The organism is Bradyrhizobium sp. F1.4.3 (assembly GCF_040548375.1).
GTDB lineage: Bacteria > Pseudomonadota > Alphaproteobacteria > Rhizobiales > Xanthobacteraceae > Bradyrhizobium.
The window spans coordinates 1-23,302 of sequence record NZ_JBEPRN010000019.1 but is presented as its reverse complement, the minus strand read 5'-3'; the positions used below and the strand labels follow the sequence as shown (position 1 = coordinate 23,302).

The following is a 23,302-nucleotide window of genomic DNA, read 5'->3' as shown; positions in this document are numbered from 1 at the left end:
GCTTACGACCGGCTCCGGGTTCCTCAAGCCCTTCTCGAATCATGACGCCGCCCGCCACCGCCTTGCCCGTCGAATCGCCCCAGGCCTTCCTGGGTGTGGCGCGCTCGCTCACCGACAAGCTCTGGCGCGACCGGCTGGACGCGCGTGGCGCGGCCAAGGCGCTCGCCATCGTGCAGCGTCACCAATTGCCGGAGCTGTTGGCGCGGGTGCTGGCCGGCCGCGGCGTTGACATCGACGCCGTCGCCGACTTCCTCGATCCGACCATCCGGAAGCTGCTGCCGGACCCGTACAGTGTCACGGAGATGGAAGCCGCGGCGAAGCGGATCGCGGATGCCGCTGTGAAAGGCGAGAAGGTCGCGATTTTCGGCGACTACGACGTCGACGGTGCGACCTCGGCAGCGCTGCTCGCCTGGCACCTGCGCCATTGCGGGCTCGATCCGCTGATCCACATTCCCGACCGCATCTTCGAAGGCTACGGCCCTAACGTCGAAGCGGTGCGCGCACTGGCGGCAAAGGGCGCCACGTTGCTCGTCACCGTCGATTGCGGCACCACAAGCATCGAGCCGCTGGCTGAGGCGAAACGCCTCGGAATGTCCGTGGTCGTGATCGATCATCACCAATGCGGCCTCGATCTCCCCGAGGTCGACGCGCTGGTCAATCCGAACCGCCTCGACGATCTCTCCGGCCTCGGCCATCTCGCCGCTGTCGGCCTCGTGCTGGTGACGCTGGTCGCGGTCAATCGCGAGCTGCGCCAGCGCGGCTTCTGGACCAGCGAAATGCCCGAGCCCGATCTGCTCGGCATGCTGCATCATGTCGCGCTCGGCACGGTCGCGGATGTTGCGCCGCTGATCGGTCTCAACCGCGCTTTCGTCGCCAAGGGATTGATCGCGATGCGGCGGCGCGATCATGTCGGACATACTGCGCTGATGGATGTGGCGCGGCTCAACGGGCCGCCGGAGGCCTGGCATCTCGGCTTCATGCTGGGGCCGCGCATCAATGCCGGCGGCCGTATCGGCCGTGCCGATCTCGGCGTGCGGCTGCTGCTCGAAGGCGACAGCGTCGAGGCGGCGCGGATCGCCGCCGAGCTCGACCGCCTCAACAGCGAGCGTCGCGTCATCGAGCAGGCGGCGGAGGCGCAGGCCGAAGCCGAAGCGCTCGCCTCGATCGGGTTCGAGGACAAGCTCGGTGTCATCGTCACGGCGTCCGAAGGCTGGCACCCCGGCGTGGTCGGCCTCGTCGCCTCCCGGCTGAAGGAGAAGTTTTCGCGGCCCGCCTTTGCGATTGCGCTCGAGCCCGGCGGTATTGGCACCGGCTCGGGCCGCTCGATCGCCGGCGTCGATCTCGGCAAGGCGGTGCGGCAGGCGGTGGCCGACGGCATTTTGCTCAAGGGCGGCGGGCACGCAATGGCCGCGGGCGTGACGCTGCGAAAGGACAAGCTCGGCGAGTTTCGGGCCTATCTCGAAAATGCGCTCGCGCGCGACGTCGCCGAGGCGCGACATGTCAATGAGCTCTATATCGACGGCGCCGTCTCCGCGCGCGCGGTGACGACGGAGCTTGCGGCCACGCTCAACCGCGCTGGTCCGTTCGGCAGCGGCAACCCGGAAGCCGTGCTGGCGCTGCCGGCGCATCAGCTCGTCTATGCCGACGAGGTCGGCCAGGCGCACTTAAGGCTGCGCTTCAAGTCGGGCGACGGCTCCATCGTCAACGGAATCGCGTTCCGGTCGGTCGGCCAGAAGCTCGGCAATGCATTGGTGGCCAATCGCGGCCAGCAACTGCATGTCGCGGGATCGTTGTCGGTCGACCGCTACCAGGGCGCCGAACGGGTGCAGTTTCGGGTCATCGACGTCGCGCTACCCGATCAGGGACCGTCCATGATTAGATAGCGCATGATTCCGGAAAAGTGCGAAGCGGTTTTCCCTCGCGACAAACGCGGAACGCGTTTGCGCGGAGATCATGCGCAAAAATAGATCGCGCAAACAAAAAAAGAAAGGGAGTGAACATGGCAGGGCAGGTTGAGGGCAAGGTCGCGTTGGTGACGGGCGGCGCCTCGGGTATTGGCGAAGCGATCGTCGAGCTGTTCGTGCGCGAGGGCGCCACCGTTATCGCCACCGACATCGACGAGCTGAGAGGCCCCGAGCTCGCCAAGCGCATCACCAAGGCCGGCGGCAAGGCGATCTTCCTGGAGCAGGACGTCACCAGTGAGGAGCGCTGGATCGAAATCGCCGCCGAGATCGCGAAGCGCTATGGTCGGCTCGACGTGCTCGTCTCCAACGCCGGCATCGGCATTGCCGTGCCCTCGATCGTCGACATGACGCTTGGCGACTGGCGCAAGCAGAGCGCAATCAATCTCGACGGCGTCTTTCTCTCCGTCAAACATTGCCTGCCCCTGATGCGTAAAACTGGCGGCGGCTCGATCGTCATGATGTCCTCGCTCGCGGGCCTGCGCGGTTCGCCCGGGCTCTCGGCCTATTCGGCGACCAAGGGTGGCGTACGCCTGTTCGCAAAATCGATCGCGATGGAATGTGCGGCCGCAGGCGACGGCATCCGCGTCAACTCCGTGCATCCCGGCATCATCGATACGCCGATCTGGGGCAAGATCCCGACCGGCGCGACCGGCAACCAGGGCAATGCGCCGATCGACCCCGAGGAGCGCGCCAGGGTCGTCGCGCCGCTCGGCCGTGCCGGCCAAGCTGCGGAGATCGCCAGCGGCGTGCTGTATCTGGCGTCCGATGCCTCGCGCTACGTGACCGGCAGCGAACTCGTCATCGACGGCGGCATGAACGCCGGCGGCGTGCCGCGGCGGCAATAGGCCGCCGCGCATTGCGCGAAGGGCAGGGTGGCGGCCGGAGGGGCTGACGCGCAAGCGTCGCCCCTGTACAACGCAGGCAGTTTCCGACCGAAAAAGGTTTCCTTCGCCATGGCGCACGGCCTTCACGCTTCCTCATCCTCGTCTGGGCCCGTCCGCTCGAACCGCCCGGACCTCGCCACCGACGCGATCCGCACCGCGCGCGAGGATCTTGCCGCCTGCTTTCGGATGGCGGCGCGCAACGGCTTTGAGGAGGGTATCTGCAACCACTTCTCGGCCGTGGTGCCGGGCCATGACGATCTCTTCCTCGTCAATCCCTACGGCTACGCCTTTCGCGAGCTGACCGCGTCAAAGCTCCTGATCTGCGATTTCCACGGCCATGTGCTCGATGGCGAGGGCGAGCCCGAAGCGACCGCTTTCTACATCCACGCCGAGATGCACAAGCGGCTGCCACGCGCGAAGGTCGCCTTCCACACCCACATGCCCTACGCCACGGCGCTGTCGATGACCGAGGGAGATCCCCTGATCTGGGCCGGTCAGACCGCGCTGAAGTTTTATGGCCGCACGGCGATCGATCGCGACTATAACGGCCTTGCGCTCGACAACCGCGAGGGCGCGCGCATTGCATCGACTGTCGGCGATGCCGACATCGTCTTCATGAAGCATCACGGCGTGATGGTGCTGGCCCCGACCATCGCGGAGGCCTGGGACGATCTCTATTACCTCGAGCGCGCCGCCGAAGTGCAGGTGCTGGCAATGTCGACCGGACGAAAGGTGCTGCCCGTCGATCCCGAGATCGCGGCGGCCACCTACAAGCAGATGCGCGAAGGCGATTCCGAATCCGCGCGGCTGCATCTCGCCGCGATCCGCCGCCAGCTCGATGCGGAGGAGCCGCAGTACCGGCACTGAATTCTCAGAGGTGTCATTCCGGGGCGCGCGAAGCGCGAACCTCAGGTGTGCAATTGCACATCGGGGAATCCATCGTGCAGCAAGCGAGGCGGAAAAATGGATTCCGGGCTCGCGCCAAGTGGCGCGTCCCGGAATGACAGAAGCCATTATCCGCCCTGCCGCAGCTTCGCCAGCACCTTCAGCCCGCCATAACCATCGGCCGGTATGATCCCTGCCCGCTGCTGGAAATCCTTGATCGCCTTCATCGTGTCGTTGCCGACGCGGCCGTCGGTGCCGCCGGTGTCGAAGCCGGCTTTTGTCAGGCGCGTCTGCATTTCCTGCACTTCGGCGAGCGTCAGCACGCGTTCGGAGCCGGGGAAGGGCTGGATGAAGGGCGGCGCACCCAGGCAGCGGTCGCCGAGATGGCAGATCGCGAGCGCATAGTTCATCGAGGGATTGTAGCTCTTCACCGAATAGAAATTCGGTCCCAGCAGGAAGGTCGGTCCGCCCGCGACCGGCGTCCACATTTGCGCGGATCCATTCGGTTGCGGAAACGGCTGGCCGTCGGCGCGGGTGACGCCGGCTGTTTGCCACGCCGCATAGGTGCGGCTGCCGCCGATGTCGCCGGCCGCACGGACCTCATAGCCCCAATGCTCGCCGCGACGCCACTTGCCGCGATTGACAAGATATTTGGCGGTCGAGCCTAGCGCATCATCCGGCTTGCCGAATGGCGACACTTTGCCGTCGCCGTCATAGTCGATGCCGACATTGAGCCAGACTTCCGGCATCCATTGCGAATGTCCCATCGCGCCGGCCCAGGATCCCTGCATCTCTTCCGGCGTGCTCCAGCCCTTGTCGACGATGCGCAGCGCGTTGATGAGCTCGGTCTCCCAATAGGCTTTGCGGCGCGGCTCATTCCAGGCGAGCGCGGCAAGCGAGGGAAACACCGGCGTCATGTGGTTCTGCTGCACCAGCGGATCGCCGTAAGCTGATTCCACACCCCACAGCGCCAGCAGCGTGCCGCGCTCGACGCCGAAATCGCGCTCGATGCGCGCGAGCAGCGCCTCGTTGCTCTTCAGCGCGATCTTGCCGTTGATGATGCGCCAGTCGGAGACGCGGCGGTTGATGTATTGCCAGACCTGCTCGTGGAATTCCGGCTGGTTGCGCATTTGCTTGAACACGCTCATGTCCGGCTCGACCCGTGCCATTGCGCGCTGCCAGGTCGCAGCCGAAATGCCTTTCGCCATCGCGCGGGCGCGAAAACCCTCGCGCCATTCATCGAAACCCGGAGGCGCGGCAAGGGCGCCGGTGGGCGACGCGAGCAGGGTGGCTGCGCTCAGCGTAGCTTGGAGCAGGGCGCGGCGGGTGAGATCGGCCGAGGAATCAGCGTGCTTCATGGACGCATTCTAGCGGGAAACATGGCTCCTGTGAGTCGGTTCCTGGAGCGCGAGGAACAGTCGCATTCGCGGCCCGTTCCACGGAACAAAGTGTCGCACTGCTGCATTCCCTCCGCACACGCTGGAGGATGAGAAAATGAAGAAATATCTGTTTGCCGCCGCGATAGTCGCGGCCATCGCGGCCCCTGCGTTCGCTGATGAAGTCGGCGTTCATGTCGGCCCGGTCGGCACCGGCGTAACCGTCGGCGAGTCACACGAGTACCGCGACCGCGATCGCGACCGGACCACCGTCATCAAGGAGCGCGCGCCCGCCGACCGCACCACGGTGATCAAGAAGGAAGATCAATACGGCAATCGCAGCAAGACCGTGATTCATCACGACAACGACTGACGGAGCAAGGCCCCGGCCGATCGCCGGGGCCCGTATCCCTGCGAGACTTCGTATTCGGGGTGGAATGAAGATAAACGCGCATGCTGAAAGCCACGTCGTCGAACTGGACGACGGATCGCGGTGGCAGATTTTTCCGGGCGACCTCGCGGCGACGCTGAGCTGGAAGCCTGAAACGGATTTGCGCCTGGAGCAGACGAGTGACCGGGTGAGTTCGCATGTGCTGGTGAATGCCGCGGACCAGAGCCGTGTGCGGGTGATCGCAGCGGGTAAGACCTGGCCTGACGGCGAGGTTAAGAATGTGTTGAAGGGCGGGTAGGCCGCCCTCGCTCGGAACGACAAATCGTAAATTTCAGACCTGCCGCTTTACCTTCGGTTTGCTCCTGTCTGCACAGAATGCACGCATGCGGGAGCTGTTCGATATCGTTCGGGCCAATCCCTGGCCCTTCGGTGCGGGGCTGTTCGTCGTGATCATGATGATCATTGCGGAGAATTTCGGTCGCGGCATTCAGGGGGACGGCGACTTCGGCTTCGGCGACTTCTCGGACGGAGATGGGGGTGGCGGCGGCGGAGGCGATGGAGGAGGCGACTAGGCCTGATCCGTCGCGGGCACGCGCTTTGCCTAGTCTTCCTGCAAATCGGCCGCGATTCCGGCGAGCCAGCGCCGGATCGTTGTTTCCGACTTGGCATCCAACCCTGCGGCAAGACGCTTCTCCAGCGCGATGACGCGCTCCCTGCACGCTTTGAGCAGCATCGCGCCGCGCGGTGTCAGCGTCCATTGCTGGATCCGGCCGTGGACGGGATGCGGCGTCATCTCGATCGCACCGTCGCGTTCGAGATTGCGGATGATCACCCCGACGGTCTGCGGCGTCAGGAAGGTGAGGCGGGCAACGTCAGCGCCGGAGAGGCCCGGATAGGCGTTCAGCATGGTCAGCACTGCGAATTGCGGCGACGTCACGCCGAGATCGGCGAGCGTTCGCTCCATCTTCAGCCGGACTGCGGCGTGGGCCTGGCGCAGGAGGTAGCCGAGATAGCCTTGTTCGCCACGCTTGCCCTCGCCGGGGGCGGGCACCCGCACCACGCCATCAGCGCTGGGCCTGGGCGTATTCCGTCCGGGTTGCGATCTTGTGATGTCAGCCGACTTGCGTGCCATATAAGAGCCCTTATAATATATAAGCACCCTTACAATAACACGAGGTGAACGGCGATGTCACACGCCCGCAGTGAATACGAAGATTTCAAGCGGATCGCGCCCGATGCGTATGATCTGGTGCTGGCGCTGGGTCAGGTTGCGGCCAAGGCCGGCCTCGACAAGCAGCTCCTCGAACTGGTCAAGCTGCGCGCCTCTCAGATCAACGGCTGCGCTTTTTGCGTGCAGCATCACATCCTTTTCTCGGAGCGCATCGGCGTGCCCGTGGACAAGCTCAATCTGGTCGCGGTCTGGCGCGAGGCGCCGATCTTCTCGGCGCGGGAGCGCGCGGCGCTGGCCTGGGCCGAAGCGCTGACCTTCCTGCCCGAGGGCATCAGCGACGAGGTCTATGCAGAAGTGACCCGCGAATTCTCCGAGACGGAGCTGATGTACCTGACCTCGGCGGTCGCTTCGATCAACGTCTGGAACCGTTTTGGTGCAGCCTATCGCTGGACGCCGGCGAAGCGGCCGGTCGCAGCGAATGCTGCGGCATCCTGATTGCAACGACGGGAGGTCAACATGATTGCAATAAGTTTGGCCGCTATGCCGCGGCAGTTGCCATCGCGCGCGATGGCGCTGGCCGTCGTTGGTGGGCTCGCGTGCGCGCTGGCGATTGGCAAGATGCTGCCAGTGACGATGGATACTGTCTCCGGTGCGCTGGCGCCGCTCTGTGCCACCGCCGCCGAGAGCTCGCCGCTCGACAAGGTCGAGCCGATCGGCTCCTACGCGCTGCCGAACGTCCCGGGCAAGCGCGTCACCATCGTGCGCGTGTTCTACGGTCCCGGCGGGTTTTCAAGGCCGCATCGCCACGCGGGCTCGGTGACCGCCTACATCACCAAGGGCGAGATCCGCTCCCAGCTCGGCGGCGGACCGGTCGAAACGTTTACGGTCGGCCAGTCCTTCTTCGAGCCGCCGGGGGCGACGCATCTGGTCTCGGCCAATGCGAGCACCACCGAGCCCGCTGAATTGATCGCCGTGTTCGTTGCGGACGAGGGCGCACAGCTCACGACGTATCTGGAGTAACCCCACAGCCCGGAGGCTATCGTTCGTCAGCCTCCGTAGGAGGCTGGATCCGGGTTGTCGGACGGGTTCGCAAACGACTTCTTCAGCGAGGCCGGCATCGGGACGTGGAAGTTCAGGCCGCGCGGCGGCACCGGCTCCATGAACCATTTGTTGTAGATCTTCTCGATCTCCGGGCTCTTGTAGAGTTTTGCGGTCGTCCGATCGACCACCGCCTTGAACGGTGCGTCGTCCTTGCGCAGCATGATGCCGTAGGGCTCCGGATCCGAAAAGGCGCCCGAGCTGATGGCGTAGAGCGACGGATCCTTCGAGGCGGCGATCATGGCCGCAAGCTGGATATCATCCATGACGAACGCCTCGGCGCGGTCGGTCTCGACCATCAGGAATGCCTCGGGGACGTCCTTGGCATTCATCACGGTGATGCCGAGCGAGCGCGCAGCGTTGGCCTTGTTGAGCTGGGTGATGTTGGTTGTGCCCGAGACAGAGACGACGGCCTTGCCCTTGAGGTCATCGACCTGGTCGAGCTTCAGCGCCTTCTTGGACACGAAGCGGCTTGCCGTGAGGAAATGCGTATTGGTGAACCACACCTGCTTCTGGCGATCGGCATTGTTGGTCGTCGAGCCGCATTCGAGATCGACAGTGCCGTTCGCCATCAGCGGAATGCGGTTGGACGAGGTGACGATGTTCTCATTGACCTCGAGCTTCTCCAGCTTGAGCTCTGCCTTGATCTCGTCGACGATCTTCATGCAGATGTCGACTGCATAGCCGACGATCTTCTGCTTGTCGTCGATGTAGCTGAAGGGTACGGCACTGTCGCGGATCCCGAGCGTGATCGCGCCGGTCTCCTTGATCTTCTTCAAGGTGCCGCTCAATTCCTGCGCATGAACCGGCACGGCGAGCGCTGCGGCCAGAACGGCCGCCGTGGTGAGACAACGCATGTGCTTCCCTTCGTCCTGTTTGCCTGCCGGGAGCCAAGCAATTCTGGGGCCAGAGAAGGTCTGGTCGTGCGGTTGGTCTGGAAGCTGGCCTCGTCGGGCCGCGTGCGCAGAACGGCCTGTCATCGAGGCCACTGCGCGGCGTGGCGCGAGCAGCGTCAGTTCTCTTCGCCGCTTGACCCCTCGCGCTGGTCGGGCTTGACCACATCCTCGGACAGGGCGTGTGCGACGGGCTGCGCGGTGCCTGCGATCTCCGGGCCGGTCTCGCGGCCGCGGGCGCGGATCAGGCGCTCATAGGCCGAGACCAGGGTGACGTAGGGGCTGACCCAGATCCAGCCGTCGCGGGTGAACACCTGGACGTCGAAATGCAGGTGCATGGATGTGCCGGCGGGATGGTCGAGATAGTTCGAGACCACGCCGATCTTCTCGCCTTCGGCCACGATGCGGCCGTTGAGCAGGCCGTCGGCGTTCATCGCCTGCGGGTTCATGTGCATGTAGCGGAAGCGGATGTGCTCAGTGCGGCTGTTGACCTCGAGCGTTACGGCCTGGTCCTTGGCGTCACGGATCACCATGGCATCGCGCACGGCAACAACGCCGCGCTGCTTGGGGTCGCAGGGTTCGCGGCCGTCGCTTTGCGGCGGGCAGCCGGCAGCCCGGATGTCCTCGCCCTGGTGCCCGTAGCCGCCGCCGCATTGCCAGACTTCAAAGCTGCGAGACTCGCAGAAATTGTCGCGCCAGGGATAGGCCGTCGGGCCGTCGTTCTTGTCGCGCTTGCCGTAGGACTGCGAGCGCACGAAGGCGGGCGTCTTCTCGAGCGGAAAGCGGATCTGCGCATAGGTCATCACGTCGGGATGGCCGCCTTGCTTGCGGTAGCCGGTGTTCGGGATGATGTCGCCGCTCGGCCGGTAGCTGAAATCCGTCGAACGCTCCGCGGGACGATCGATGACGTCGGAGGCGATATCCATCAGCGGCCGCATGCGCTGGCCGCCGGCGATGTGCAGCGCCTTCAGAAAGCGCTCGGCGACCGGATAGGCTTCCTTGCAGGCCAGCCGCCGCGGCTTTGCGACGCTGTCGAGACACTGGATGGAGACGACATAGGCGACCCCGAAGCGGGAGAAGGCGTAGCGCACATAGCCTTCCCGAATGAACCTGCGCAGGTCTGGATAAATTGCTGCGAGCGGCTTGACCTGCTCGCCCTTGCCGCCGGTGGGATCGGCGATGTCGTAGACGAGCGCCGAGCCCGTGATCTGCACCTCGACCGGCTTTGCGAAGACGCGAGCCGGCATGCCGTCGCCGGCGCCGGGTTCAAATGAGAAGCTCGCGCTGTAGCCGGAGGGGCCGGCATCGAACACGTCGACGGAATTGAAATCAGCCTGGTAGCGCGACAGCGACAGGTTCGGTGTGCCGATGCGCTGGGCTTCCAGATAGGCGGCGGCGTCGAAGGGCAGCAGCACGGGGATAGAGCTGCGCGCAATGCCGGTGAAGAATGGCGAGGAGACCGCGTTGAGTTGCACCAGCGCCGGCATCGCGCGCGGATCGTAGCGCGGCACCGAACGGCGCGGCGCGAAGATGAAATCGCCCGCAATCTGGGGGCGGCTGTTGATCTCGGTGCGGAGCTGGTCGAGCGCTACGCGCCAATCGGCGCGCAGGGCCGTGAGTGAAGGGCTGCGGAATTCGTCAGCGGCGAGCGGAGTTGCGACGAGGAGCGAAAGCGACGCCAGGGCTTGCGAGATGAAGCGGAAACTCTTCCTACCCACTGTCTCGCCCCCCGGCGGCACTTGTCCGATCCCTCAGTCTCTTTCTTAGTCCTTGGCGCGCTCGGAGTAGGAGCCGTCTTCGGTCATCACCACGATACGGGTCCCGACTGCGATGTGCGGCGGCACGGTGGTGCGCAAGCCGTTGGAGAGCACCGCGGGCTTGTAGGAGGACGAGGCGGTCTGGCCCTTGGTCACGGGCTCGGTCTCGACCACTTCCAGCGTCACGCGCTGCGGCAGCGCGATCGACACCGGGTTTGCGTCGTGCATGGACAGCTTGACCGTCATGCTCTCCTGAAGATACGCCGCTGAATCGCCGATGACGTCCTTGGACACCTGGACCTGGTCGTAGGTCTCCGGGTTCATGAAGTGGTAGCCGTCGGCATCTTCATAGAGGAAGGTGTAGTTGCGCTCTTCGATCGTGGCCTTCTCGACCTGGTCGGTGGTCTTGTAGCGCTCGGAGATCTTTACCCCGTCCGAGATTCGGCGCATTTCGATCTGGCTGACCGGGGTGCCCTTGCCGGGATGGATGTTCTCGGCGGTCACGACGACATATAGCTTGCCGTCTTGCTCGATCACGTTGCCCTTGCGAATAGAACTGGCGATGACTCTCAAAGCTGTATTTCCTGCTTGCTTGGCCCGGCACCGGCCAGGACGTGGTCAAATTGATGGGGGACCTGGGGCCTCAAATCAGACCTCGGCGCCCGTTTCGGGCCGCAACATACTGATTTTGCCGTTGAATGCCAGCATTTTGCTGGCCTGCGGGGCGGCCGGCTGATGGCTGGGGACAAGCCGATGTCACCGTTCTGGTCCCCCTCGCGGCACCTCGACCGGCGGCCGTTCCTCCAGGCGAGGGGGGCGATCACCGGGGCGCTACGGGGCTTTTTCGTCGATCAGGGCTTCGTCGAGGTCGAAACCTCCGTTCTCCAGGTCTCCCCGGGCAACGAAACCCATCTCCATGCCCCGCGTACCCTGATCATGCGTCCCGACGGCAGCCGAGCCAGCCGTTACCTCCGAACTTCCCCGGAATTCGCCTGCAAGAAGCTGCTGGCAGCCGGCGAGCCGCGAATCTTCGAGTTCGCCCGGGTGTTCCGCGACCGCGAGCGCGGCGACCTGCATCTGCCGGAATTCACCATGCTGGAATGGTACCGGGCCGCCGCGCCCTATGACGCGATCATGGCAGATTGTGTCGTCGTCATCGCCCGGGCGGCGCAGGCCACCGGAATCGGGACGTTCTCGTTTCGCGGCCGGAGCGCGGATCCCTTCGCCGAGCCGGAATTGCTGACGGTCGCCGGCGCCTTCGAACGGTTCGCCGGGGTCGACCTGGTTGCGACCATTTCGGGCGGCGAGGGCGACCGCGCCGCGCTTGCTGTCGCAGCCGCCGGCAAGGTCCGCGTGGCCGAGGACGACACCTGGTCGGACATCTTCAGCAAGGTTCTGGTCGAGCATGTCGAGCCGCATCTGGGGCAGGGCCGTTTGACCATTCTGTTCGAATACCCATCTCCAGAGGCGGCATTGGCGCGCGCAAAGGCCGACGATCCGCGGGTGGCCGAGCGCTTCGAGGTCTATGCTTGCGGCGTTGAGCTTGCCAACGGCTTTGGCGAATTGACCGACGCCGAGGAGCAGCGCCGCCGCTTCGTGGAGTCGATGGCGGAGAAGCAGCGCCGCTATGGCGAAGCCTATCCGCTGGACGAGGATTTCCTGGCCGCGGTCGCAGCGATGCCGGAGGCGAGCGGCGTCGCGCTCGGTTTCGACCGGCTGGTGATGCTGGCGAGCGGCGCATCAAAAGTTGATCAGGTGGTGTGGACGCCGCCTGCAGATGAAACGTTAAGTGAGACATGACGAAGACCAACCTTGCACGTACGCTGCGCGAGCCGGCCGAGCTCGTAGCCGAGCACCTTGCGCCCGCAGCGGCGCTACCCGCACTCGAGCGCGTCGCCGCGCGCTATGCGGTCGCGATCACGCCGGCGCTGGTCGAATTGATCGACAAATCCGATCCCAATGATCCCATTGCCCGTCAGTTCGTTCCAACCGCGGCCGAGCTGGAGGTGCAGCCGGGCGAGAACGCCGATCCGATCGGCGATCACCCGCATTCGCCGGTGCCCGGCATCGTGCACCGCTATCCCGACCGTGTGCTGTTCAAGCTCGTTCACGTCTGCGCGGTCTATTGCCGCTTCTGCTTCCGTCGCGAGATGGTCGGCCCGGGCAAGGAGAATGCGCTCTCGGATAGCGCCTATCGCGCCGCAATCGATTACATCAGCGTGCATAGCGAGATCTGGGAGGTGATCCTGACCGGCGGCGATCCCCTGATGCTGTCGCCGCGGCGGATGAGCGAGATCATGGCCGATCTCGCCGGGATCGATCACGTCAAGATCATCCGCCTTCACACCCGCGTGCCGGTGGCCGAGCCTGCGCGCATCGGCGACGAGATGGTCGCGGCGCTGAAGGTCGAGGGCGCCACCACCTGGGTCGCGCTGCATGCCAACCATGCGCGCGAGCTGACAGGCCCGGCACGCGCCGCCTGCGCGCGGCTCGTCGATGCCGGGATTCCCCTGGTCAGCCAGTCCGTGCTTTTGCGCGGCGTCAATGACAGCATCGCCGCTTTGTCGGATTTGATGCGAGCTTTCGTCGAATGCCGGATCAAGCCCTACTATCTGCATCACGGCGATCTCGCGCCGGGCACTGCGCATCTGCGCACCACGATCGCGGAAGGGCAGGACTTGATGCGACAGTTGCGCGGACGGGTGTCAGGACTGTGTCAGCCTGACTATGTCATCGATATTCCCGGCGGCGCCGGCAAATCGCCGGTGGGTCCGAATTATGTGTTGGCGGTGCAAAATACCGCAGCCGATGAGCGTGAAGCGGAATCGGAAACGCGCTATCGTATCTTGGACTATTGCGGTGACGTTCACCTCTATCCGCCACAAATTTGAGTGGTGACGGAGGGAGACGCCGGTTTGAGGAACGGAGGAAGGAAATGAAGAAGCTCGTCGTGGCCGTGTCGCTCGTGGTTTTGTTCGGCGGCGCGGCGGTCGCGCAGACCGGTACCAAGGGATCGACATCCGGCGGAGCCTCGTCCGGCTCATTGCCGCCGGCGCCGGTCGGACATCGCCAGCCGCGTGCGGGCGACGTGCCGAACGAGAAGAATCTGAGCGACCCGAACAATCCCGTAAACAAGGAAGACGCGGCGCTCGACAAGAAGATCAAGAGCATCTGCCGCGGCTGCTGATCGCAATTGCGGGCAGGGCGCGAACAGCATCGCCCCGCCCGCGTTTGCCTGGTGCTACGCGGAACGCTCGCTCAGCCCTGCGCGTTGGGTGTTGCGCCGGATCTCGACCGCGTCCGCAAGCTGCTCGAGCACGGTTGCCGTGGTCGCCCAGTCGATGCATCCGTCGGTGATGCTCTGGCCGTAGGTGAGCGGTTTGCCGGGCACCACGTCCTGGCGGCCGGCGACGAGATTGCTCTCGATCATTACGCCCATGATGCGGTTCTCGCCGCCGGAGATCTGGCCGGCGATGTCGGCCGTGACCAGCGGCTGGTTTTCCGGCTTCTTGCTCGAATTGGCGTGGCTCGCATCCACCATTACAAGCGGCGCGACGCCGGATTTCGCCAGTTCGTTGCAGGCCGCCGCGACGCTTGCCGCGTCGTAGTTCGGCTTGCTGCCGCCGCGCAGGATGATGTGGCAGTCCTCATTGCCAGCGGTCGAGGCGATCGCCGAGCGGCCACGCTTGGTCACCGCCATGAAATGGTGCGGATGCGAGGCCGACTTCACGGCGTCCGCCGCGATCCGCACATTGCCGTCGGTGCCGTTCTTGAAGCCGACCGGGCAGGACAGCCCCGAGGCCAGCTCACGATGGATCTGGCTCTCGGTCGTGCGCGCGCCGATCGCGGCCCAGGACACGAGGTCGGCGATATATTGGGGCGTCGTCATGTCGAGGAATTCGGCGCCGGCCGGAAGGCCGAGATTGTTGATGGCCGACAGCACGTTGCGCGCAAGGCGCAAGCCCTTGTTGATGTCGAAGCTGCCGTCGAGGTCGGGATCGTTGATCAGGCCCTTCCAGCCGACGGTCGTCCGCGGTTTCTCGAAATAGACCCGCATCACGATCTCGAGCTGGTCGGCGAGATCCTCGCGGAGGCTCGCGAGGCGCTCTGCGTAGTCGAGTGCGGCCTTGGGATCGTGCACTGAGCAGGGCCCGACCACGACCAGCAGGCGGTCGTCCTGGCCGTTCAGGATGGCGTGGATGGCGTTGCGCGACGCCATCACCACGCGGGTGGCGGTGAGCGTGCGCGGGACCTCCCGCATCACCTCTTCCGGCGTGCTCAGCTCTTTCAGTTCGCGGATACGAAGATCGTCGGTCGTGCTCAGCACGGCGGGCTCCTGTCATTTTGAGAACCTGCCGGCCAATAAAAAAGCCGCCAGGTCTGGCGGCTGTTCGGACGTTTGCTTCAATATTCAGATTGAGCGCGATCCTCCTGCCGCCAGCGAGCTGTCGTAGCTAAAGTACCAAAGATAGCTGGTGACGAGGGTGATCATGGCGGCTCTATAGCGCAGCGGTTGGGGGTTGTCACCCCCAAATCGGCGCGGGACGCGCCGAGGCGCCTCAGGTGTTGCTGTTGCGCGCCGCCAGCGCCATCCCGATCAGGGTGGCGCCGCCGAACAAGAGGTTGATGCCGACGAGGACCCCGATGGCCCATTCCGCCGTGCTCGGCAGTCCCGTGATCACCATGAACGAGATCGCGATGTCGACGAGGCCCGAGATCAGCAGCCACGACCAGCGGCCGCTCAGCTCGCGGCGGTGCTCCAGCGCATACATGATGGTGGCGACGCCCTCGGCGAGGAAATAGGCGCCAAGCACGATGGTCAACGTCAGCACGGCCTGCATGGGCCGCGCCAGTAGCAACATGCCAGCGAGCACGGCGAGCGCGGCCGAGATCAGCGACCACCAGAAGCCCGGCGTGCTGCGCGCCCAGTAGGTCACGATCAGCCCGCCGATGCCGCTGATCAAAAACATCCAGCCGAGGAAGATCGCGATCGCGAGGCTCGCGAGCGGCGGCAGGATCAGTGCGGCAATGCCGAGAACGGCGAGCAGGATGCCTTCGAACAGAAACGCCTTCCAGTGCGCTTTCACTGCCTGGCTCATGGCGGATTGCAACCGTGAAAAATCCTTGGGCGATGTCATGATGGCCTCTGCGTCGTGGGAAGCGGATGCGGCTCAATCTAGTATGCGCGCAGCGCGCTGGCCATCCCGCGGCTCAACCGCCGCCGTGCGCTGACGAAAATCCTTCCCCGCTGGTGCGGATACGGTTGCGGCCGAGAATGTAGATCGCAGTTGTGACCATCAGCAGTGCGATGCCGAGAAGGATGGAAGTGAAGCCGATCGGGATCAGCGCCAGCGTCAGGTTACGCTCGGGGTTGATGAGCCAATGGTGGATCGAGGTCAGTACGAAGGCGAGACCGAGGAAGCCGACGCCACCGCCAGCAAGCAGCAGCGCCCACATCCGGCGCAACCGGCTGAGCCGCTCCCGCGCAATCTCGGTCCGGGGCGCGTGGTGGCGGGCGACGCGGCGCACCAGGCGCATGGCGAAGGCGATCGAGCTGAAGCCGATCAAAAGGCTCGCCGTGCCCAGCCACATCCGAAGAGTCGGATCGAGATCCGGCATTTGCTGCAGCGTGAGCAGCGGAAAGTCGAAGGCCGAATGCAGGGCCAGCGGGCCCATCAGCATCAGCAGGCGGCTGGAGAGACGGGCCCAGTCGCGATGATGACGGTTCGCGCCCAGCGCCGTGCCGGCGCGCGCGATCGTCAGATAGGCGCCGGCGATGATGCCGAGCGCGCCGTGGAACGGCACGGTGAGCACGCTGCGCAGGGCCGCGAGCGACCGCCACATCTCGGCATGCTGTACCAAATAGGCGAGGTTCTCGTACGCCGCGAAGCCGAGGCCGACGGCGGCGCCATAGACCACGGTGTCCATCGGATTGGCGAAGGTCCGCCGCTTGGTCGAGGAGACCAGCACGATGGCGATCACCTTCACGGCTTCCTCGGGCAGAGCGACCCCGAAGATCGAATGCATGGCGAGCGCCGCCCAGGGATTGTCGGGGGCCGCGACCATCTTGGCAAAGGGGGCGCGAGCGAGGCCCAGAAGCGAAATGCTGGCCGCGCCGAGCAGGAATGCGGTCCAGACCTGGGCCGGCGGACCCGGGCGTTCCTCGGCGGCAATGACAAGCCACAGCATCAGCAGCGCCGGAGCGATGGCGGCCGTTCCAATGACAGTGGGTAACGCTTCAATCAGATACATCGGCGTCGAAAATAGGTTCCCTGGGCCGGCTTATCTACTCTGACCAATGCGACGATGTGTCATGCGCTTGCTGTCGCCTCGCTTAACAACCGCGACAGATTCCGTTCATCCGCGCCGTGACCAGCGCATCCTCGGCACTCGGCGCGTCCGGGTATTTCTCGGAGTCCGCTTGCGACTTCGAGGTGAGGGCCCGCTTCGGTGCCGTGGCAAAGACCAAAAGTATAAGCGCAATCAATCGCATGACTGGACCTGTTCGATATCGATGGCAGCGACCGCGTGCCCATCTTGGGTCGCGATTGATGAATTAGATCAAAGGAGTATGAAGGTTTCTTCGATTCACGATGCACGGGTCCCAGCCGCAAGTCCAGAGGCGGCAACGTGGCCGACGCCTCGACAACGCGCGACCGAACTGACCGGCTTAGTCAAACTTCGTTGTCTGCCGGCGGCGTGATGGGGCGCGCCAGCGTGAGCGGGCCTGCTCCAGCTCCCAGAAGGCGCGGACCAGGCATGAGCCCAGGCAGAAGGCGATCACCAGCAACAGGAAGGTTTGGTCGACGGCAGCGAGATCGGGCATGCCCGTTGATCAAGCAACCGGCGTGCCACGCGTTTCCACGCTGTTCTGCGCTTCGCACGGTCGATCCTTACGCGAAACGCCCATCGTGGCGGCCTGAATCGTCGGACCGGAGGATCCCTCGTTCAGTGCGTGGTGAAAGGTGGACGGGCGTCGGGCGCAACGTCGAAGGCTCCGAGATGGAACTCCTCGCCTGCGGCCTCGTTCGGCACGGCGTGCAGTCCGAGCAACGTGAACGCCGCCTGCGGATATTGCTGCCAGATCGCGAGATCGCCGGCGGTGATGGTGAGCCAGCCGAAGGTGTATATGTAGCGTCCGGGCTCGGTGACCCAGCCGACCCTGTCCCAGGTGATCTTGTCGACTGCCATTCGGTCCCCCGATTGCAAGTCCGCAAATGACGTCCGGCACGAGGCACAGACCTTTAAAAGTTGATCCCGCAATGGGGCCGCGATAGGGCGCGGATGCGGAGGCAAGGCAGCCTGATGGCGGCCGCCGCCCAGTTAAAATTGCGCGGGAGGCTTTCAGGCCGGTTGCGGCATGATCGAGCGCACGATCAGGCGGACGAGGTCGTCGCGCTGCTGTTTCTCGGCGAACTTCACCGCAAAGCCGTTGGCAAATTTGCGGATGACGCGTCCGACACAGGCGCCGACCGCGAGCGGCGTTCCGACCGGCGGGTCGTATTCGCAGGATACCGCGACCCCGGCCGTGGAGACATCAATGATGAAGCAGGAATGTGTGCCGCCGTCGGCGAGAGTCAGGAACGTGTGCGAGGCCTGCGGCACGAAGCGCGCGTCACCCCGCAGCTCTTCGACGCTGGCGTCCTTCTGCTTTTTCTCGAGCCAGGTCAGCTTTTCCGACATCCAGGCACGTCGCGCCCGGGTCATGTCGAGTTCCATCAGAAAGCCGGATTTCAGCGTCGCGCTGATCGTACACTCGAACTCCCCGAAGTCCTGGAAGTAGGAGGTTACGCGCTCGCCGACCTTGCCGACGACCGGCACGTCCACGATCATGCGGAACGGCGAGACGCGCTTGGTGCGGCAGGCGAAGGTGCGGAGCTGGCCCTCGCAATCGTACCAGCGATGCAGCGAGTAGCTGCCGCTCACATTGACATCGACTGCGCGCTGCCTGAGGAACTCTGAGACCGACATGAGCGCCAATCGTGTTTGGGATTGTTTCCGTACTTCCACGGTAGCGATCAAATTCTAAGCAAAAGATACCGGCACTCATGAGCAGGGGTAAATTTCCGGTAAACGCGAGAGTCGATAATAATCCGAGGTAGGTGCCTTCGTGAAATGCACGCGATCTCGTCGCGTCATTGCGAGCGACGGCGCGTCGGTCCGGCGCGCGCTACGTCGTGCGGTGCATCCAAGGCGGGGGCGCCGTCCCGGCCAGGTTTTGCTTTGCGAGGGGCGCAATTTACATGCTGGCCCAAAGCCTCTATCCAACCTCTGGAAATCGGGACGCCCGTGGTTCAGAAACTCGTATTCCTCCCAAGACTTGAGTCATTGCGTGGCCTCGCTGCGGTCTCTGTCGTCGGCTATCACGCGTCCGGGCAATTCACGGACACATACGTCACGGGCATGGCGCCGGTGGTGCTCTTCTTCGTGTTGAGCGGCTTCGTGCTGGCGCGGTCGCTGGCCAGGAACGACGACATCATCGAATTCCTGCGCCACCGGATTTTCAGGCTGTTTCCAGCAGCGATTGCGACCGTGTTGCTGTTGACCGCGCTCCATGAGGCGTTCGGCTTTTATCACGGCTTCGAGCCGGACTTTTCGCCCCTCAACGTCATATTGAACGCGCTGATGATCAAACATGACATCAACGGGCCGATGTGGTCGATGACGGTGGAGTGTTTCGCCACTCCGGTCATCATTCTGAGCTTTCTGGCCGGCCGGCGATTTGGCCCGCGCTCGCTGATCCCGTTGATCGCTATTCTGTTCGGACTTTCGTTTGTCGGTCCATATGCGCACCTGCTTGGAGGCTACGCGAACCTTGCGCCACTCCATGCCTTTGTGCTTGGCGTGGCGCTTCACTTCTCGGGGCGCGGCCTCGTGGAAGCCATCGGCGGTCGGCAAATGGCGGCGGCTATCGTGGCCTGCATCCTGTTTTTCTACTGCGGTCTGCAAAAGCAAACCGCTCCGATCATCTTTCTCGAAGCGTGTTCATCTGGCCTGCTCATCGCGCTGATCGCGTTTGGAGCGCCGCAGCGCGGTTTTCGTTTTCTGGATCAGCCGGTGATCGGCTTCTACGGCCGGATATCCTTCAGCTTCTATCTTCTCCACATGATCGGCTTGAGCATTGCGGTCCGCATCAGCAGCATCGCCGGCTGGCCTATGCTGTCGATCCTGTTGAGCACTGTTCTCGGCGTGCTGTTGACCACCCCGATGGCGTGGATGTCCTGGCGGTTCATCGAAAAGCCGTTCATCGCCATGGGTAAGAAATGGCGCGACCCGCGACGTGGGGCTGTCACGACGACCTGAAGAAGCCGGGCGTGCAAGGCCGCCTCCGGCAAGAATTGATTGATTTTGATGGCGCTCCCTAGCGGAATCGAACCGCTCTCTCCACCGTGAAAGGGTGGCGTCCTAACCGATAGACGAAGGGAGCAAACGCAAGGCTCCGCCGCTTTTCGCGGCACGGCCGCCCGCCACCCGAGTCGTGCCGGGCGGCCGCGGCGGGCGAACGTATAGTGGCCTTTGGGCCGGTGGGCAAGCCGTCCGGAACGGTCTTTTGCCCGCGGTGGACAGCCGCCCCCGGCATCATTCGGAAGGTGATTTCAACCGTTTCTTAGGGTTCCCTGAGATAGCGCTGGAGCGGGAGATTTTTAAGCCAATGCCACCGCCCAAGAAGCGCGCAGCCCGCAAACTGCTGTCGCGGCATGCCTGGATCACGCTCGACGGCGGGTTCGCGGCACGGCATTGCCTGGTCCAGGACATCTCGAGCTCGGGCGCGAAGATCACGACGGACGAGGATGCGAGCCAGCTCCCCGGCGTGATCCGGCTGGCATTCGCGCGCGATGCGCGGACCGGGCGGAGCTGCCAGGTGGTCTGGCGCCGCGGCAAATCGGCCGGCATCAAGTTCCTCTGACGCGCCCCGGATGGCGCCTGGCGCGGCTCCGGGCTACAAGGCGTGAATGCGCGCCACCGTCCTCATTCTCGTCTCTCTCGCCGCGACATCGGCGGCAAATGCCGAGAGCTTGCGCTTGCCTCCCGCCGAGAAGCCGCAGGCCGGCAAGACTCTGCCGCTGAAGGGCACTTCGGGAGCGGCGAAGGCGAATGCCTGTGCCTCCTATGGCCGCGGCTTCTATATGGTCGAGGCGACGGGGACCTGCGTCAAGATCGGCGGCTCGATCAACGTCGATGCCGCGGTCCGGCGCTAGTCCGACAAAAAATGTCGAAAACAACCCCATGCACAGTAGCCGTCAAGAGCGGGCGTGACGCCGGACGCGCGCGGCAGAATGGCTAATCATCACGGTCCCGGCGCAACTTAGGCCGCGCCAGCGGCTCACGACATCGGCGGGGCGACGTGCTGGGCAAATCCTGGACGGCGGCCGAGCTCGGCGAGCCAGCGCGTCAGGTTCGGCTGCGCCGGCCGCGTGATGCCCTCGACGCCGAGCCAGCGCCGCGCATAGGCGCCGATCGCGATGTCGGCGAGCGTGAACTGGTCGCCCTCCATGAAGCGGCGCGCGGACAAGAGGCGATCGGCGATCGCCCAGACCTCGGCGGCCGCATCGGCATCCTGCTGGATCTTGATCATGTCGCGCTCGGCCGGCGGCGTGCGCACGATGCCCCAGAACACCGGGCGGTCGACCGGCTGCACCATCGACAGCGTCCAGTCGAGCCAGCGGTCGACGCCGGCGCGCAGCCTCACTGCCTCCGGATAGATCGGCGTGCCGCGCCCGTGCGCGAGGCAGAGATAGCGCATGATGGAGTTGGACTCCCACAGCACGAAGTCGCCTTCGACCAGCGTGGGGATCCGCGCATTGGGGTTCATCGCGAGATAGTCGGGCTCGCGGGTCTTGCCGTAACTCATGCCGGCGTCGACGCGCTCATAGGGCAGGCCAAGCTCGGTAAGGCACCACAGCACCTTCTGCACGTTGACCGAGTTGGCGCGGCCCCAGATCGTCAGCTGTGTGTCCGGCATGGTTTTCTCCCGCGGCGTTTTCGATTAGCGCGGGTGATAGCGGAATTTTGCCCAGCCGACGACCGCGATTGCGGCGAGGCCCTCATGCAAAAAGCTCCGCCATCGGCGGAGCCTTCATTGCAAGATAGACCTGATTGCAAAATAGACCCGGCGATCAGTGACCGAAGAACAGCCACAGCAGAATGATCACCGGGATAGGCACGCCCAGCAGCCACAACAATATTCCGCGTCCCATTGCGTCCTCCTCCGATCGCTCCATTGAAGAAACGCTGAGGACGAGGGCTTGTTCCTGCGGCGTGCGCGTTACCAGTGGCCGGTGTTGGGCATCGACGACCACGGCTCCTGCGGCGGCTTCGGCTCGCCCTTCTGGAGCAGCTCGATCGAGTGCAGATCGGGCGAGCGGACGAAGGCCATGTTGCCGTCGCGCGGCGGCCGGTTGATGGTGACGCCCGCCTTCATCAGCTGCGCGCAGGTGGCGTAGATGTCGTCGACCTCATAGGCGAGATGGCCGAAGAAGCGGTCCTCGCCGTATTTCTCCTCGTCCCAATTGTAGGTGAGCTCGACCAGCGGCGCGCCGCGCGTTTGCGGCTGCTTCTTCAGCGCCTCGAGGTCGTCGGACGAGCACAGGAACACCAGCGTAAAACGCCCCTTGTCGTTCTCGATCCGCCGCACTTCCTTGAGCCCCAGCGCATCCTGATAAAACTTCAGCGCAACATCGAGATTGCGCACGCGCAGCATTGTGTGGAGGTATCGCATGGTTGTTGCTCCCTTGAACGTTTGGAGGGTTTTGCTTTGGGCCGAGACGGCGGGGGTAGGAGATAGCAGGAAAATGCTGTGAGGGGCAGGGGGCGGGTGCACATGCGCGTGAGGGGGAATAAGGGCTCTGTCAGACAATGGCAGACGAGCGGCCTGTGATGAGTTGGGTCTGCCTAGGCTGATTGGTACCGTCTCCTTCGTGTCGCTCGTCTAGCGTTCACTCCTCCCCCTCATATTCGACCTCTGCGACAAGTTCGGCGCCCTCCGGGATGGCGGGAGGTGGTGGTCCGATGAGCTTGATCACCCGGCGCGCGTTGAGCTTCGATTCCGCTGCGATCTCTTCGAGGGCTTTTCGAGCGTTGTTGATGATCGGGTCGAATTGCGTCCCCCGGTTTACAATTCGCTCGAAAGCCAGCGCTGCCCTGACAACCGAACGCAGTCGTTCGGCCCGTTCCATCTTGAACATAGCCTTATAGTCGACCACAGAGAGGGCGCGGAGTGCACTGATGTCTTTCTGCGACCAGCTATTGTTCTTATCGATCCGCTCGAGAATTTCGACGGGGGCCACCTCAGTCTGGAATGTAGCCAGCTTATCCTTGAACGCTTTTCGTAAGTCCCGGTCTTTGTACCGCTCGCCGAACGGATGGTTTTCGAGATCGAAGAACGCGCGTTCCTCGCCAGCACGTTCCCGCATGAAGAATTCAATAGCCTCTTTGGCTACATCATCCCGGCCGAGCGCTTTCAGGAGACCAACCAGCGACTCCAGGTTGCTTGGAGTGACAATCTCAATGTTGTCCGTGTAGGCGGTCACAAGGCCTTCCAGCACCGCCTGCTCGTTCTCATCAAAGGAGTCATGAAAGAGTGCCCAAGCGTCATTCAATTCCTGGCCCGAATGCTTAGCCTTGTGCTTCGCATCGAGCACCTTCGCTTGCTCCTCCAGTCGCTCCGTATCGATGAAGCCATTCTTGACTGCGTCCAGGAGGACGAGATCGAAGTCATCGGTGTTTGTGAAGCCGTACCAGTCGAGGAGGGAGGACCACCTGCGTTCGTCGTCTGACAGGTTTTCCGGAATTACGGTGACAGTGCTGGACTGCACCCCTCAAGTGAGACACGATAATCTCGGTGACAGGGCGGTTGCCACGACGGGTTATCGTGCCTTGTTGT

28 protein-coding genes and 1 tRNA gene are annotated in these 23,302 nt (G+C 64.0%); 14 read left to right on the top strand and 15 right to left on the bottom strand.

The window, feature by feature from the left end:
- Positions 1 to 41: 41 nt before the first annotated feature.
- The 3 genes from recJ to ABIB73_RS31850 all read left to right on the top strand — a co-directional run bounded on the left by recJ (position 42) and on the right by ABIB73_RS31850 (position 3,715).
- Positions 42 to 1,883 (top strand): single-stranded-DNA-specific exonuclease RecJ, encoded by a 1,842-nt coding sequence (gene recJ, locus ABIB73_RS31860; protein ID WP_354230609.1) that lies wholly within the window; start codon positions 42 to 44, stop codon positions 1,881 to 1,883.
- Positions 1,884 to 1,999: 116 nt separating this feature from the next.
- Entirely contained in the window at positions 2,000 to 2,809 is an 810-nt protein-coding gene (locus ABIB73_RS31855; RefSeq protein WP_354230607.1) for an SDR family NAD(P)-dependent oxidoreductase, read from the top strand.
- 108 nt (positions 2,810 to 2,917) lie between these two features.
- Complete coding sequence (locus tag ABIB73_RS31850; protein ID WP_354230606.1) at positions 2,918 to 3,715, top strand: aldolase; 798 nt, start codon at positions 2,918 to 2,920, stop codon at positions 3,713 to 3,715.
- Positions 3,716 to 3,861: 146 nt separating this feature from the next.
- On the opposite strand, the gene ABIB73_RS31845 is transcribed toward ABIB73_RS31850, so the two are convergent.
- Complete coding sequence (locus tag ABIB73_RS31845) at positions 3,862 to 5,091, bottom strand: lytic murein transglycosylase (RefSeq protein ID WP_354230604.1); 1,230 nt, start codon at positions 5,089 to 5,091, stop codon at positions 3,862 to 3,864.
- 136 nt (positions 5,092 to 5,227) lie between these two features.
- On the opposite strand from ABIB73_RS31845, the gene ABIB73_RS31840 reads away from it, so the two are divergent.
- The 3 genes from ABIB73_RS31840 to ABIB73_RS31830 all read left to right on the top strand — a co-directional run bounded on the left by ABIB73_RS31840 (position 5,228) and on the right by ABIB73_RS31830 (position 6,072).
- Positions 5,228 to 5,482: a hypothetical protein gene (locus ABIB73_RS31840; protein ID WP_354230602.1), complete on the top strand. Its 255-nt coding sequence runs from the start codon at positions 5,228 to 5,230 to the stop codon at positions 5,480 to 5,482.
- Between the two features lie 64 nt (positions 5,483 to 5,546).
- Positions 5,547 to 5,798 carry a hypothetical protein gene (locus tag ABIB73_RS31835; protein ID WP_354230601.1) on the top strand — a complete coding sequence of 84 codons (252 nt, stop codon included), beginning with the start codon at positions 5,547 to 5,549 and terminating at the stop codon, positions 5,796 to 5,798.
- A gap of 85 nt (positions 5,799 to 5,883) precedes the next feature.
- Positions 5,884 to 6,072, top strand: a complete 189-nt coding sequence (locus ABIB73_RS31830) for a hypothetical protein (RefSeq protein WP_354230599.1) — start codon at positions 5,884 to 5,886, stop codon at positions 6,070 to 6,072.
- A gap of 29 nt (positions 6,073 to 6,101) precedes the next feature.
- On the opposite strand, the gene ABIB73_RS31825 is transcribed toward ABIB73_RS31830, so the two are convergent.
- Positions 6,102 to 6,632 (bottom strand): MarR family winged helix-turn-helix transcriptional regulator, encoded by a 531-nt coding sequence (locus ABIB73_RS31825; protein ID WP_354230597.1) that lies wholly within the window; start codon positions 6,630 to 6,632, stop codon positions 6,102 to 6,104.
- Positions 6,633 to 6,686: 54 nt separating this feature from the next.
- Between ABIB73_RS31825 and ABIB73_RS31820 the strand changes: the two genes are divergently transcribed.
- Both ABIB73_RS31820 and ABIB73_RS31815 read left to right on the top strand, forming a co-directional pair.
- Positions 6,687 to 7,166: a carboxymuconolactone decarboxylase family protein gene (locus ABIB73_RS31820; RefSeq protein ID WP_354230595.1), complete on the top strand. Its 480-nt coding sequence runs from the start codon at positions 6,687 to 6,689 to the stop codon at positions 7,164 to 7,166.
- Positions 7,167 to 7,187: 21 nt separating this feature from the next.
- A complete protein-coding gene (locus ABIB73_RS31815; protein ID WP_354230594.1) occupies positions 7,188 to 7,691 on the top strand; it encodes a cupin domain-containing protein in 504 nt (167 codons plus the stop codon).
- 26 nt (positions 7,692 to 7,717) lie between these two features.
- Here ABIB73_RS31815 and ABIB73_RS31810 read toward each other — a convergent pair whose 3' ends face one another.
- From ABIB73_RS31810 to efp, 3 genes are all read right to left on the bottom strand, one after another.
- Positions 7,718 to 8,626: an amino acid ABC transporter substrate-binding protein gene (locus ABIB73_RS31810; RefSeq protein ID WP_354230592.1), complete on the bottom strand. Its 909-nt coding sequence runs from the start codon at positions 8,624 to 8,626 to the stop codon at positions 7,718 to 7,720.
- Positions 8,627 to 8,781: 155 nt separating this feature from the next.
- Positions 8,782 to 10,401, bottom strand: coding sequence for a M23 family peptidase (locus ABIB73_RS31805; protein ID WP_354230590.1), 1,620 nt, complete (start codon positions 10,399 to 10,401; stop codon positions 8,782 to 8,784).
- Between the two features lie 24 nt (positions 10,402 to 10,425).
- A complete protein-coding gene (gene efp, locus ABIB73_RS31800) occupies positions 10,426 to 10,992 on the bottom strand; it encodes an elongation factor P (protein WP_354230588.1) in 567 nt (188 codons plus the stop codon).
- Positions 10,993 to 11,154: 162 nt separating this feature from the next.
- On the opposite strand from efp, the gene epmA reads away from it, so the two are divergent.
- The 3 genes from epmA to ABIB73_RS31785 are packed head-to-tail and all read left to right on the top strand — an operon-like array spanning position 11,155 to position 13,606.
- Positions 11,155 to 12,219 carry an EF-P lysine aminoacylase EpmA gene (gene epmA, locus ABIB73_RS31795; protein WP_354230587.1) on the top strand — a complete coding sequence of 355 codons (1,065 nt, stop codon included), beginning with the start codon at positions 11,155 to 11,157 and terminating at the stop codon, positions 12,217 to 12,219.
- Positions 12,216 to 13,310 (top strand): lysine-2,3-aminomutase-like protein, encoded by a 1,095-nt coding sequence (locus ABIB73_RS31790; RefSeq protein ID WP_354230585.1) that lies wholly within the window; start codon positions 12,216 to 12,218, stop codon positions 13,308 to 13,310. Before epmA ends, ABIB73_RS31790 begins: the two co-directional genes overlap by 4 nt.
- Positions 13,311 to 13,354: 44 nt before the next feature.
- Positions 13,355 to 13,606, top strand: a complete 252-nt coding sequence (locus ABIB73_RS31785) for a hypothetical protein (RefSeq protein ID WP_354230583.1) — start codon at positions 13,355 to 13,357, stop codon at positions 13,604 to 13,606.
- A gap of 54 nt (positions 13,607 to 13,660) precedes the next feature.
- Here ABIB73_RS31785 and ABIB73_RS31780 read toward each other — a convergent pair whose 3' ends face one another.
- From ABIB73_RS31780 to ABIB73_RS31755, 6 genes are all read right to left on the bottom strand, one after another.
- Positions 13,661 to 14,746: a 3-deoxy-7-phosphoheptulonate synthase gene (locus ABIB73_RS31780; protein ID WP_354230581.1), complete on the bottom strand. Its 1,086-nt coding sequence runs from the start codon at positions 14,744 to 14,746 to the stop codon at positions 13,661 to 13,663.
- Positions 14,747 to 14,978: 232 nt separating this feature from the next.
- The gene (locus ABIB73_RS31775; RefSeq protein WP_354230579.1) at positions 14,979 to 15,557 is read right to left on the bottom strand and encodes an HdeD family acid-resistance protein; all 579 of its coding nucleotides are present in this window, start codon (positions 15,555 to 15,557) and stop codon (positions 14,979 to 14,981) included.
- Between the two features lie 73 nt (positions 15,558 to 15,630).
- Positions 15,631 to 16,671, bottom strand: a complete 1,041-nt coding sequence (locus ABIB73_RS31770) for a PrsW family glutamic-type intramembrane protease (RefSeq protein ID WP_354230577.1) — start codon at positions 16,669 to 16,671, stop codon at positions 15,631 to 15,633.
- A gap of 418 nt (positions 16,672 to 17,089) precedes the next feature.
- Positions 17,090 to 17,245, bottom strand: coding sequence for a hypothetical protein (locus ABIB73_RS31765; RefSeq protein ID WP_354230575.1), 156 nt, complete (start codon positions 17,243 to 17,245; stop codon positions 17,090 to 17,092).
- 122 nt (positions 17,246 to 17,367) lie between these two features.
- A complete protein-coding gene (locus ABIB73_RS31760) occupies positions 17,368 to 17,610 on the bottom strand; it encodes a hypothetical protein (RefSeq protein ID WP_354230573.1) in 243 nt (80 codons plus the stop codon).
- Between the two features lie 153 nt (positions 17,611 to 17,763).
- Positions 17,764 to 18,390 carry a PilZ domain-containing protein gene (locus tag ABIB73_RS31755; RefSeq protein ID WP_354230571.1) on the bottom strand — a complete coding sequence of 209 codons (627 nt, stop codon included), beginning with the start codon at positions 18,388 to 18,390 and terminating at the stop codon, positions 17,764 to 17,766.
- Positions 18,391 to 18,708: 318 nt separating this feature from the next.
- On the opposite strand from ABIB73_RS31755, the gene ABIB73_RS31750 reads away from it, so the two are divergent.
- Positions 18,709 to 19,722, top strand: a complete 1,014-nt coding sequence (locus ABIB73_RS31750) for an acyltransferase family protein (protein WP_354230569.1) — start codon at positions 18,709 to 18,711, stop codon at positions 19,720 to 19,722.
- Positions 19,723 to 19,771: 49 nt separating this feature from the next.
- Here the strand turns inward: ABIB73_RS31750 and ABIB73_RS31745 are convergent.
- Positions 19,772 to 19,846: transfer RNA gene (locus tag ABIB73_RS31745), tRNA-Glu, on the bottom strand.
- A gap of 225 nt (positions 19,847 to 20,071) precedes the next feature.
- On the opposite strand from ABIB73_RS31745, the gene ABIB73_RS31740 reads away from it, so the two are divergent.
- Positions 20,072 to 20,326, top strand: a complete 255-nt coding sequence (locus ABIB73_RS31740) for a PilZ domain-containing protein (RefSeq protein ID WP_354230567.1) — start codon at positions 20,072 to 20,074, stop codon at positions 20,324 to 20,326.
- Positions 20,327 to 20,372: 46 nt separating this feature from the next.
- Positions 20,373 to 20,618 (top strand): hypothetical protein, encoded by a 246-nt coding sequence (locus ABIB73_RS31735; RefSeq protein WP_354230565.1) that lies wholly within the window; start codon positions 20,373 to 20,375, stop codon positions 20,616 to 20,618.
- A gap of 125 nt (positions 20,619 to 20,743) precedes the next feature.
- On the opposite strand, the gene ABIB73_RS31730 is transcribed toward ABIB73_RS31735, so the two are convergent.
- From ABIB73_RS31730 to ABIB73_RS31720, 3 genes are all read right to left on the bottom strand, one after another.
- Complete coding sequence (locus tag ABIB73_RS31730) at positions 20,744 to 21,382, bottom strand: glutathione S-transferase family protein (RefSeq protein WP_354230563.1); 639 nt, start codon at positions 21,380 to 21,382, stop codon at positions 20,744 to 20,746.
- A 303-nt stretch (positions 21,383 to 21,685) separates the two neighbouring features.
- Positions 21,686 to 22,138 (bottom strand): VOC family protein, encoded by a 453-nt coding sequence (locus ABIB73_RS31725; protein WP_354230561.1) that lies wholly within the window; start codon positions 22,136 to 22,138, stop codon positions 21,686 to 21,688.
- A gap of 217 nt (positions 22,139 to 22,355) precedes the next feature.
- Entirely contained in the window at positions 22,356 to 23,234 is an 879-nt protein-coding gene (locus tag ABIB73_RS31720; RefSeq protein ID WP_354230559.1) for a hypothetical protein, read from the bottom strand.
- Between the last annotated feature and the right edge of the window lie 68 nt (positions 23,235 to 23,302).